The following is a 12,863-nucleotide window of genomic DNA, read 5'->3' as shown; positions in this document are numbered from 1 at the left end:
GCCCGGCGCCTAAATGCTCGGTAATACCTCAAAAAATAAAACAAAAGAGATGAAATTTATAGTATCGAGTTCGTACTTATTAAAACAATTACAAGTTTTAGGTAGTGTAATTAACAGTAACAATACGTTGCCTATTTTAGACAACTTTTTATTTGAACTAAACAATAGTGAGTTGACTGTTTCGGCTTCAGATCTTGAAACGACAATGTCGGCTACATTATCAATCGATTCTAAAAGTAAAGGAAGCGTTGCTGTACCGGCAAAACTTTTACTTGAAATTTTAAAAACATTTCCAGAGCAGCCTTTAACTTTTACTGTTGCAGACAATAATACAGTTGAAATTAGTTCTAACTCAGGTAAATATGCATTAGCATACGCTGCAGGAGAAGAATTTCCTAAGTCTGTAAATCTTGAAGATCCGTCTGTTACTTTAGTTCCTGCTGATGTTTTAGCAACTGCTGTAAGTAAAACGATCTTTGCTGCCGGAAACGATGATTTACGTCCGGTAATGTCTGGAGTATTTTTTCAGTTCTCTCCAGAAGGTTTAACTTTTGTTGCTACAGATGCTCATAAATTAGTAAAATACGCTCGTGCAGATGTAAAAGCATCTCAGGTTGCTGATTTTATTATGCCAAAGAAACCTTTAAATATTTTGAAAAGTATTTTAGGAAGTTCTGACGCTGAAGTAAAAATTGAATACAACGATTCGAATGCGACTTTCTCATTTGACAATTATATCTTAATGTGTCGTTTAATCGACGGAAAATACCCTAATTACGAAGCGGTAATTCCAAAAGAAAATCCAAACAAATTATTAATCGATCGTTCTTTATTTTTAAGCTCTGTTCGTCGTGTTGCGATTTTCTCAAACAAAACTACACACCAAATTCGTTTAAAAATTGCAGGGGCTGAATTAAATGTTTCTGCTGAAGACATAGATTACTCGAACAAAGCAGAAGAAAGATTGACTTGTGATTATCAAGGTGATGATTTACAAATTGGTTTTAACTCTCGTTTCTTAATCGAAATGCTGACAAACCTTCAATCTGATGTGATTATGTTAGAGATGTCATTACCAAACAGAGCCGGAATCTTAACGCCTGCAGACGGTTTAGAAGAAGGTGAAACCGTAACAATGCTGGTAATGCCGGTAATGTTAAATAGTTAACATCAAAACTTCTTTTTGTTACAGGGATTTTTTTTAATTTAAAATTAAAGACATATCATTGTAAAAAAAAATATCGCTATTAACCAACCATTTTTTATACCTAGAAACCGCAATTCTTTAAAAGAGTTGCGGTTTTTTATTTTAAGCTGTGCGCGTAATTTTTAACGCAAAGCACGCTAAGGTTTTTTAACAAGCAGGTTTTCATAAAACGTTAAGTTCGCAAAGCTGTATCAAAACAAAGCTTTGCGAACTTAGCGCATTGCAGATATCAACTATATCAAAAATACATTGAGTTAATTTTTAACGCAAAGCACGCTAAGATTTTTCAATAAGTTAGGTTTTTATAAAACCGCTAAGTTCGCAAAGCTAGATCAACACAAAGCTTTGCGAACTTAGCGCATTGTAAATGCAAACTTTATCAAAAAATCTTAGCGCGCTTTGCGTTAAAAATTATGCGTCAAAACATGCCTTTCTAATCTTTCTTCTTGAAACCAAAATAATAGTTCAATCCAAATCCTAAAGTACGGCTGTCGTATCTCGTGTTTGTGCTTTCTACCTCACCTATGGCTTTTCCCATATTTACACCTGTATAATATAAATTGACTGCCAAGGAATCATAATTTTTATCTGAAAGAATAATATCTATACCAAGTCCAATACCTACAGATTGCTGCCATTCTGTAACAATATCTTTTTGGGTTTTCGATTGAGACGGATTATTTTGATTGATCGTGGTATAATTCTGCTGAGCTTCGATTCTTGATATATTATAAACAGGAAGAATTTGAAGAAGAACATCTCCGGCACTATATTCCCCGCAAGAAAGACATATTTTAGGCGTAAATCCAAAATTTAAAGCATTCGCACTTACTTTTGCCACACTTGTAATGTTTCCAACAGCATCTGTTTTATTATAATCTTCGAGAGTTCCATAATAATAAGTTACCCCAAACTCAGGTTTTAAGAACTTGTACACTTTAGCTTCTAAACCTAACCCACCCTGAATATAACCAGAACCCTGAAAATCAGTATGACGATAAAAAGATAAATCAATAAAACCCCTAATCTGGGCATTAGAATTGGCTGAAAGTAAGATTAATAAAAAATAGAAAATGTTTTTCTTCATAATAAATTTTATAATTACATCTAAATCAACAAATTAGTTTTCCATTGACTTTTGTACTAAAAATACTTGTTTTTTATATATGAAAAGGATTTTTCTTTTATCATAAAAAATAAACTTCAAAGCAGACAAATGCATCATTGCGTGGAACGAAGCAATCTCAACTGCAGAGTTAAACTTTGTGTTGTTTTTTTAACGCAAAGCCCGCTAAGATTTTTTGATATAGATGCATTTACAATGCGCTAAGTTCGCAAAGCTAGATTTACACAAAGCTTTGCGAACTGAGCGGTTTTATAAAAACCTAACTTAAAAAAAATCTTAGCGAGCTTTGCGTTAAAAATTATGCGCACAGCTTAAAACCTGAAACCTGAAACTTCAAACCTGAAACAAATTTTCTTTAACTTTGTAACATGAAAATAGAAATTTGGTCGGACATCATGTGTCCGTTTTGTTATATCGGAAAAAGACAGTTGGAAACGGCTTTAGCTGAATTTCCAAATAATGAATTTGAAATTGAGTGGAAAAGCTTTCAGCTTGACCCAACTATTACGCCACAACCAAAAAAAGACGTTTATACGTATTTAGCGGAACGAAAAGGCATGTCTGTTGAACAATCAAGAGAAATGCATAAAGGTGTCGCAGAACGTGCTAAAAGTGCTGGTTTGGATTATAACTTTGATAAAGCGATTATTTCAAATTCTTTAGAAGCGCATAGAATTATTCAATTGGCTAAGTCTAAAAAATTAGGCGATGAAATGGAGGAAATCTTCTTTAAAGCTTATTTTACAGAAGGAAGAGACTTAAACGACGGTCCAACCTTAATTGAATTAGCTGAAAAAGCTGGATTGAGTAAAAATGATGTTTTGGAAGTTCTGGAAAGCGAAAGTTTATATTTGAAAGAAGTTCAAAGCGATATTAAAGAAGCGCAGGAAATTGGCGTGCAAGGTGTTCCGTTTTTTGTTTTTGACCGAAAATATGCCGTTTCGGGCGCTCAGCCAGTTGAAGCTTTTGTTCAGACAATCAAAGAAGGTTTAAAATAATTTAAATTGAAATAGGAAAACAAAACGGATGAGTAAATTGCTCATCCGTTTTTGTTTTTAATCTAATCGCGAAGAAAGCTTACTGCGCCTAATAAGGCCGCAATTTCATTATCTGTAGAAATGGAAACCTGTATTTCTAAACCTGATTTTTTTATGCTTTTATTAAATGAAGACAGAAATAAATCACTCGCATTGGCAATTTTTCCACCAATGATAATATGCTCTGCTGAAAAATTCTTTATCCACGGAATTGCAACTTCAGCCAAATCTTCTCCCATTGTTTCAAATACTTTTACAGCTTGCTGATCTCCATTTTTAGCTAAATCATAAAGTTCTAAACCATTTTTAAGCGAAAAACCACTTAACGTTTTATAATGAGATAAAAGGCCTCTCACAGAAACATAATCTTCGGCAATACCTTCTTTATACTCCAAATTGTATATCTCTCCATCTGTTGGTACCTGATTTCCTGTACTTATTGATACTCGTTTATCAATAAAACAAGCTCCTAAACCTGTACCTAAAGTAACTGCCATTACTTTTTTAGAAAGATTTTCCTGCTGCTTAAAAACTTCACCTTTTCCAAAACAAACTGCATCATTTTCAAAAAGCACCGGAAAATCATTTGAAAAATTAAGACTTTCTAAAAGCAAATCTCTGACATTTAATCCATAGAAATGTTCGTATTTAGATTGATCTTTAATCCAGCAAATGCCTTTTTCATAATCAAATGGGCCGGGCATACAAACGGCAATTCCTGTAATATTTTCAACTTTTGAATTTTCAATTGCTGTATTAATGACTTTTTTCCAAATAGCTATTACTTGATTTACAGGTAAATTAGAGTCAAACGATTCTTTATATAATGAAAGTTCCATCACTTTCATTTCTGTTTTATTGATAACTGCTGCGGTAATATGTGTTCCTCCTATATCTAGCCCTATGGCATATGATGTATTCATTTTTAATCGTTTAACTTTTTTAATACTAGATATTTTTATCTTTTAAAATTTGAGGATAATGAATACTCGTATGTACAATCATTTCTCCAAATAGTGTATTTGCCCATGCAAACCATTTACGGGTAAATTTGTTTACATCGTCTTTATGAAAAGATTCATGCATAAATCCGGTATCGGCATTTGTTTTAATCAAATTGCTGATGCATGTTTTAATTTCATTTTCGTCTACACTTGTAATCGCTCTCAAAACAATACTCATTGGCCAAATAGTATCTACTCCCGTATGCGGGCCGCCAATTCCTTCTCCGGCTTTTCCTTTATAGAAAAACGGATTGTTTTCTGAAAGCACAACTTTACGAGTATTTAGATATAAAGGGTCGTTTGGAGCAATTGCACCCAAATAAGGAAGTGATAATAATGAAGGAACATTGGCATCATCCATCATATGGAAACTGCCGAATCCGTTTACTTCAAAAGCAATGATTTTTCCGAATTTTGGATGTTCTATAATTCCGTTTTCTTTTAAACCTTTTTGAACCTGATCTCTTAACTCTGTAGCTTTGGCAACCAAATCATTGTCTTTTAAAGCCGGTAAAGAGAAAATCTCTATTAAATAACCTAATATTTCAATCGCAAACATATTGCTTGGAATCAAATACCCAAACAAAGTACTGTCGTCACTTGGTCTAAAAGTAGAAACAATTAATCCGCAAGGTTTTACCGGATATCCATAACCGCCTAACGGGACTCCGTCTGTAGCCCAGGCCGTTTGACGCTGAAAACTATACGGGCCGCCTTTTCCGTCCAGTCTTTGTTGTTCTTTAAAAGTCTGCAGAATCAAAAGCATCGCTTCTTTCCATTTAGCATCAAACAAACTGATATCTCCGGTTTCTTTCCAATATCCGTGAGCTAATCGAACTGGGTAACACAAACTATCAATTTCCCATTTTCTTTCGTGAATTCCGGGCTGCATTTTAGTAAGGTCATTTTTCCATTCGCTTTCTTTCGTAAAATCTTTATAAAAAGCATTCGCATAAGGATCAAGTAAAATACATTTCGCCTGACGGTTGATTACTCCTTTTACCAATTCGGCTAGTTTTGGATCTTCTTTTACAAATGGAATATAAGGCCAAATCTGCGCTGTACTGTCACGCAGCCACATTGCATCAATATCTCCTGTAATTACATAAGTATCAGGTTTTCCGTCAATGATTTCAAAATCGACTGTAGTGTCTAATGTATTTGGAAAACAGTTTTCAAATAACCATGCCAATTCCGGGTTTGCTATTTGTTTTTTGATTCTCACAATTGCCGCTTCGACTGCTTTACTTGTAAATTTTCTTTCGGCAAGCGGAGGTCTTTGGCTGATAAAATCTTTTAAAGGAAACTGAAATGTATCTGAATTAAGTCCAAATACATCGGTTTGAAGTGCTAATAATCCTGCGGAAAAGATTCCTGTATTTTTTATAAATTTTCTACGTGACTGCATAAATTTTACTTTGAAGTTGAATAAGAATATGGATACGCCTCTGATGTTGTACCTCTTTTTAAATTTGGAGAACTTGTCATATCAAAATTCAATTCTCCGCCTTTTAATACATCAAAATGATTGATATAGTTTTTAGTATAAGATGAATTATCCCATTTCAATTCATTTACATATTTGCTTACATCTGAATTATTTGGGGCATTTAGAATAAGCTGTTTTCCATTTTCAAGCTGTAAAGTTGTTTTCTTAAATAATGGTGCGCCCAAAACGTATTCTTCTGTTGCCGGACAAACCGGATAAAATCCCATTGCAGAAAAAATATACCAGGCAGAAGTCTGTCCGTTATCTTCATCGCCGCAATATCCATCAGGAGTTGGCTTATACAAACGGTTCATTACTTCTCTTGACCAATATTGCGTTTTCCAAGGCTCACCTGCATAATTGTATAAATAAATCATATGCTGAATTGGCTGATTTCCGTGTGCATACTGCCCCATATTCATGATTTGCATTTCTCTAATTTCATGAATAACAGAACCATAATAAGTATCGTCAAAAACCGGAGGCGTTGTAAATACAGCGTCTAATTTTGCACTAAATTTTTTCTCTCCGCCCATTAAATCAATTAAACCTTGAATGTCATGAAACACACTCCAGCTGTAATGCCAGCTGTTTCCTTCTGTAAAAGCATCTCCCCATTTAAACGGATTAAAATTTGGTGGAAAACTGCCGTCTTTATTACGTCCGCTCATTAATCCGATAGAGGGATTAAATAACTTTTTATAATTCATCATTCGCTTTTCAAGCAGATTGATTTCTTTTTTAGGACGATCTAAAGCTTTGGCTAATTTCCAGATTGCAAAGTCATCATAAGCATATTCAAGCGTTCTGGCTGCATTTTCATTAATCTCAACATCATAAGGAACGTAACCTAAAGTATTGTAATACTGCACCCCTTTTCTGCCTACGGCTTCCAGCGGGCCTTCGTTATTGGCTCCGTGTTGCAACGCTTCGTATAAAGTATTAATGTCATAACCGCGTAATCCTTTCATGTAAGCATCAGAAACTACAGAGGCAGAATTATTCCCCACCATAACATTTCTAAAGCCCGGACTTGACCATTCCGGTAAAAATCCGCCTTCTTTATAATCGTTTATCAAACCTTCCTGCATTTCTTTATTTATAGAAGGGTAAACTAAATTTAGCAAAGGATATAAGGCACGAAATGTATCCCAAAAGCCTGTTCCTGCATACATATATCCCGGTAAAACTTTTCCGTTATACGGGCTGTAATGCACAATTTGGCCTTCTTTATTTATTTCATATTGTTTTTGCGGAAAACAAACGGTGCGGTATAAACAAGAATAAAAAGTTTTTAATTGATCTTCGTTTGTATCTTCAACCATAATTTTTCCTAAAACTTTATTCCATTCGTTTTTAGATTGTGCTAGAGTTTCTTCAAAAGATGCTGAACCTAATTCGTTCTTTAAAGTTAGTTCAGCCTGTTCAGGACTTATAAAAGAGGAAGCTACTTTTACGTTAACTTTCTCTCCTTTTTTGGTTTTAAATTCCACTATTGCGCCTGTATGAAGTCCAGTTGCTTCTAATTTGTCTTTAATCAAAACTCTATCAATACAAGCATAATTTGTTGCAAATGGTTTATCAAACACTAAAACAAAATAGTTTTTGAAGTTTTGAGGAACTCCGCCGCTGTTACGGGTTGTATAACCAATAATTTTATTTTCTGATGGAATTATTTTGATATAAGATCCTTTGTCGAATGCATCAATTACAATTGAAGATTTTTCGTTTTCAGGAAATGTAATTTGAAAATGTGCTGCTCGTTCTGTAGTTGTAATTTCTGTTGTTACATCATAATCTGCCAGATAAACGCTGTAATAATACGGTTTTGAAACTTCTGCTTTATGACTGAACCAACTCGCTCTTTCCTCTTCGGCGAAAGCCAATTTACCAGTAACAGGCATAATCGAAAATTGTCCGTAATCGTTCATCCACGGTGAAGGCTGGTGCGTTTGCTTAAATCCTCTTATTTTTTCTGCGGTATACGTATACGCCCATCCGTCGCCCATTTTTCCGGTTTGCGGTGTCCAGAAATTCATTCCCCACGGTCTGCAGATTGCGGGATAGGTATTTCCGTTTGAAAGATTATGCAGCGACTGTGTTCCCATTAATGGGTTTACATACTCTACGGGTTCTTTAACTTGTGCATTTACAGAAATGCAATACTGTATTAATCCAAAAAAAATTAAACTTTTTATTTTCATAGTTTTTACTTTTTTATGCTATACGCTTTAAGCTGTAGGCTATAGGCTTTATACTGAACTTTAATTTTATACCTACAAGGTTTTTAAAACCTTGCAGGAAACTGAACGATCCTATTCTTAAATCTAAAATCTACACTCTAAAATCTAAAATCAATTAGGTCTGTTTTCTCTTTTTACTCCAAATGTCAAGGAAGGCTTACTTCCCATATATAATTTCAATTCTCCGCCTTGCGCTATCATTTCTTGTGTGATATATGATTTTGTATATGGTTGTCCGTTATACTCTGCTCTTTGAATGTAAATATTATCTGCACTGTTATCAATTGCATTTATTTTAAATGAAATTCCTTTTTTATAATTTATAACTGCTGTATTTACTAACGGGCTTCCTAAAACGTAAATTCCGTTTGCAGGATTTACAGAATAAAATCCCATTGAAGATAAAACATACCAAGCCGACATTTGGCCTAAATCTTCGTTACCGCATAATCCGTCTGGTTTTGTTGAGTAAAATTTATCATCTATTTCACGGATTAATTTTGCTGTTTTCCAAGGCTGTCCTGCAAAAGCATACAAATACGGAATATGATGATTGGGTTCATTTCCATGAGCGTACTGCCCTATTAAACCGCTGATATCTGGTGAAACATCTTCTCCTTCTACTTTATCGGTTATTAAAAACAGAGCATCCAGTTTGTTTAAAAAGCTTTCTTCACTTCCAAACAAATCGATTAAACCATACGGATCCTGAGGAACCAACCATGTATACTGCCACGCATTTCCTTCTACATAATCATCTTTTCGGTGTGCTGATGAAAGCGGATTAAATGGCGTTCTCCATTTTCCATTGGTTAATTTACCTCTCATGAAAGTGGTTTCTTTATCGAAATAAAGTTTGTATAAATTGGCTCTTTTCGTGAAATAAGCGTAATCTTCTGTTTTATTTAAAGCTTTTGCCATTTGTGCAATGCAGTAATCATCGATTGCATATTCAAGTGCATTTCCAACAGATTCCAACATTTTATCGGCTGGGATATATTCTAATTTCTGAACATAATCCATTCCGTCGCGGGTTTGCATGGCTGTTTTTTTGATGGCTTCGTAAGCTAATTCAGTATCATAATCACGGTATCCTTTTAAGTAAGCATCTACAATAACAGCAATTGAATGATTTCCGTTCATTGTATTGGTTTCGTTGCCCATTAAATGCCAAACCGGTAACCTTCCCTGCTGCTGATAAATTGCCAAAAATGATTTAACAATATCATTAATTTTTTCCGGCTGTGTAATGGTGTATAAAGGATGTAAACCGCGATATGTATCCCAAAGTGAAAAAGTAGTGTAGTTTGTAAAATTTGCTTTTTCGTAGACTTTTTTATCTGTTCCGAGATAATCTCCGTTGGCATCATTGAAAATAGATGGCGCAAACATGGTGTGATACAAAGAAGTATAGAAAACTTTCATTGTTTTTTCGTCTCCTTTTATCTGAATTTTATTAAGCTCTTTATTCCATTTTGAATTGGCTTCTTTTGCTGTTTTATCGAAATCCCAATTCGGAATTTCGGCTTTAATATTCGCTGCAGCATTCTCTGAACTTACCGGAGATATTCCAACTTTTACCAGAACTTGTTTGTTTTTTAAGGCAGCAAAATCTAATACTGCTTTCATTTTTAAACCTTCACCTCCATGACCTCTTACTACAGCCGTACTGTCGTATAAAGTAAGATTTGCAATTGGTTCAGAAAATTCCATGGAAAAATAAATACGCTGATCTGCTGCCCAGCCTGCTGAATAACGGTAGCCTTCAATTTTAGTTTCATCAACTTTTCTTATAAAAGTTTTTACGGGTCTGTCCCAGCCAATTCCGTCAGCAAGATCAATTAAAATATGAGCATCATCATCTGAGTTGAAAGTGTATTTATGAAAACCTACTCTTTCGCTCGCTGTTAATTCTGCTTTAATGTTGTATTTATCTAATAAAACGCTGTAATATCCAGGTTTTACAATTTCATTATTATGGGAGAAATAAGAGCCATAACCAGTTGTCATGTCTTCTTTTGTCCCTTTGGTAAGTGCTACTTTTCCAGATACCGGTAAAAGCAAAATATCATTTAAATCGCCAATTCCGGTTCCGCTTAAATGAGTGTGTGTAAAACCTAAAATTGTGTTACTCGCATAATTGTATCCGCTGCACCAATCCCAGCCTTCAAAAACATTTACGGGCCCTAACTGTACAGCTCCAAACGGAACATTTGCACCAACAAATACGTGACCGTGACCCGCAGAACCTATCAACGGATTTACATATTGTGTGTAATTTATATCTGTTTGTTTTAGTTGTTTTGTTTGTTTTCTCTTTTTATGCTGTGATATTGCTGGATTTGCAAAAAATAGGCTTAAAGCTAAAAAGCTGCTAAATATTATTCTCATTTATTTTTATTTTTGATTGCGTATTGTTTTAGCCCACTGATGAAACGGATTAAACAGATTGACGCAAATGTTTTTTAATTTCTTTGTGTTAGACGCACTGCTGTGCGTCTCTACGGAAAACCTTTGTCGCTTTGAGCCTTTGAACCTTTGTCACTTCTTAGCAACTTAGCATCTTAGTACCTCTTTAAAACCTCATATAATGAGAAAACCTTAATCTCCGGATTAACAATTTTTCCTTCAAATGAAATTATTTTCTCTTCTCCGGCGGCTAAATCTATATAATTATCACTCCATTTTCCTGTATATCCTTTGATGGAAATGTAAACATATTTTGCTTGCTTTTGGGCTTTTAAAATAACTTTATTTCCTTTTATCTGCCAGCTTATTTTCGGGTCTTCTAATTTTAAATCTATTGGGCGTGTAAGATCGATTTCTGGCGTTTTATCATCTCTGTACGCTTCCCGAATGGCATACCAGGCCGCTCTTGGCTGTCGGTTATCATAATCCGTTATGCTCCAGCTTGCAACGGGCCAGCAGTCGTTTAACTGCCAGACTAAAGTTCCCATATTATAGGGCGCTTTAGACCGATGAATACCTACGATATTTTTTATTGTATAATACTGTAAACATTGTGTCAGGTACGTATAATCTTCCACATTCATCTTTTTTATTTTGGTTGAATCGATAAAATATCGGTTCAAATACGAATTCAGTTTTATAAATCCTTTGCCAGATTTTTGATGCGCTTTTATTACATCTGAATATAAACGTCGGTCTTCCGGCAATGTGAATTTTTCTGTAGAAGAATAATTCGGCATAGACAACATTCCGTATTCACTCACAAATCGTCCTGTTTTTTTCTGTGTCGCTTCAATATCTTCTAATCCCCACCATAAGCCCCAATAATGACTGTCGCCTTCGGTAATACTTTTTTGTTTCGACCAATGATGTAAAGGTGAAGAACTTAAGTACGGACGTTTATCATCGACTTCTTTGACCCATTTTGGAATACTATCATGAAATAAACGAACGTAATCGTGCCACAAACGGGTTGAATCTTGTTTTGACAATTTCATACTTCTCATCCATCCCCAGTTTTTAAAGGCTTCGTCAGATTCGTTATTGCCGCACCACAAAACGATACTTGGATGATGACGCAGACGTTTTACCTGATACTGCACTTCTTCTTTCACATTATCAAAAAATGCTTTATCGCCGGGAACCATTGTGCCGGCAAACATAAAATCCTGCCAGACATTAATACCGTATTTATCGCATAAATCATAAAAATAATCCTCTTCATAAATTCCGCCGCCCCAAACACGAAGCATATTCATATTGGCATCTTTGGCAGATAAAATTACTTTTTCGTATTCTTTTTTGGTTACGCGAGAAAGAAATGCATCTGACGGAATATAATTAGCACCTTTTATATAAACCGGTTTTCCGTCTATTTTAAAATAAAAAGATCGGCCAAGACTATCCGGTTCTTGTATTAATTCTATTTTACGATTAAGAACGTATGGTTTCTCTGGAGTTTTTTCGTCGTAAGCTTCAAGTCTTGGCGTTTTCCAAATTCCGGAAGTTGTAAATTTTGGTCCCCAATCCCATCCAAAATGGTACTGCGCTTTGCGAACATAAGCACGCGGACTGTCCGGAATTTTAAAAGGCAGATCTTTTTTAGCGAGTGAATCAACAACATTTTGTGCCGATTGAAATACTATAACTAAATTATTATCACCAGATTTGAGTACTTTTTTAACATCAACACGCCATTGACGAAACATATTATCGGCTTTTAAAACCAGCTGATTATTTAAATATACAGATGCATACGTATCTAATCCGTCAAAAACCAATTCTGTATTTTTCTTTTTCAGCATTGCTGCTGTTGCCTTAAATGTGGTTTTATATTCCCAGTTTTTACGTTCTATCCACAATAACTTTTTTTCGTTGTCCCTGTAAAATGGGTCCGGAATTAATTTATTGTTGAGTAAATCGGTATGGATTTCTCCCGGAACTGTCGCTGGAAACCACTTTTGTGTTTTTTCTTCCCGATAACTCCAATTGTTCTTCAAATCAACATTTTGAGCGAAAGCTGCCAATGAAAAATTTGAAAGACAAACGAAGATTATCCAAAGAAGTTTTGTTTGAAAATTCATTTTATTCTAATACTATTTATACCTTTTAAAAGTACTAAAAAAGGTATAACAATTTAATCATTTGGCAGCTTAGAGAAGGAATTGAACGTACTAAAGTTATTCCTTCTCCTCAGAATTTATTTTTCGTTATTAACTCAAAAAAACAACTGGAAATATTTTCTTTTACTACTGCCTTATGTATGCTTTTAATTTGATTTATGTTGT

8 protein-coding genes are annotated in these 12,863 nt (G+C 34.6%); 2 read left to right on the top strand and 6 right to left on the bottom strand.

Annotated elements, in window-relative coordinates:
* Positions 1-49 precede the first annotated feature (49 nt).
* The gene (gene dnaN, locus ACODSB_RS16505) at positions 50-1,168 is read left to right on the top strand and encodes a DNA polymerase III subunit beta (RefSeq protein WP_053472764.1); all 1,119 of its coding nucleotides are present in this window, start codon (positions 50-52) and stop codon (positions 1,166-1,168) included.
* Between the two features lie 472 nt (positions 1,169-1,640).
* Here dnaN and ACODSB_RS16500 read toward each other — a convergent pair whose 3' ends face one another.
* Positions 1,641-2,294 (bottom strand): hypothetical protein, encoded by a 654-nt coding sequence (locus ACODSB_RS16500; RefSeq protein ID WP_488937850.1) that lies wholly within the window; start codon positions 2,292-2,294, stop codon positions 1,641-1,643.
* A gap of 407 nt (positions 2,295-2,701) precedes the next feature.
* Here ACODSB_RS16500 and ACODSB_RS16495 point away from each other — a divergent pair, with 407 nt between their 5' ends.
* Positions 2,702-3,331, top strand: coding sequence for a DsbA family oxidoreductase (locus tag ACODSB_RS16495; protein ID WP_488937849.1), 630 nt, complete (start codon positions 2,702-2,704; stop codon positions 3,329-3,331).
* 62 nt (positions 3,332-3,393) lie between these two features.
* On the opposite strand, the gene ACODSB_RS16490 is transcribed toward ACODSB_RS16495, so the two are convergent.
* The 5 genes from ACODSB_RS16490 to ACODSB_RS16470 form a co-directional block, all read right to left on the bottom strand.
* Positions 3,394-4,293 (bottom strand): ROK family protein, encoded by a 900-nt coding sequence (locus tag ACODSB_RS16490; RefSeq protein WP_488937848.1) that lies wholly within the window; start codon positions 4,291-4,293, stop codon positions 3,394-3,396.
* Positions 4,294-4,318: 25 nt separating this feature from the next.
* Entirely contained in the window at positions 4,319-5,782 is a 1,464-nt protein-coding gene (locus tag ACODSB_RS16485) for a glycoside hydrolase family 125 protein (protein WP_488937847.1), read from the bottom strand.
* Between the two features lie 5 nt (positions 5,783-5,787).
* Positions 5,788-8,067 (bottom strand): GH92 family glycosyl hydrolase, encoded by a 2,280-nt coding sequence (locus ACODSB_RS16480; RefSeq protein ID WP_488937846.1) that lies wholly within the window; start codon positions 8,065-8,067, stop codon positions 5,788-5,790.
* A 150-nt stretch (positions 8,068-8,217) separates the two neighbouring features.
* The gene (locus ACODSB_RS16475) at positions 8,218-10,497 is read right to left on the bottom strand and encodes a GH92 family glycosyl hydrolase (protein ID WP_488937845.1); all 2,280 of its coding nucleotides are present in this window, start codon (positions 10,495-10,497) and stop codon (positions 8,218-8,220) included.
* Positions 10,498-10,670: 173 nt separating this feature from the next.
* Entirely contained in the window at positions 10,671-12,659 is a 1,989-nt protein-coding gene (locus tag ACODSB_RS16470) for a beta-mannosidase (protein ID WP_488937844.1), read from the bottom strand.
* Between the last annotated feature and the right edge of the window lie 204 nt (positions 12,660-12,863).

The sequence above is a fragment of the Flavobacterium sp. FG68 genome, assembly GCF_057808895.1.
The sequence above is the reverse complement of the archived record's forward strand: the minus strand, read 5'-3'. Positions and strand labels throughout refer to the sequence as shown.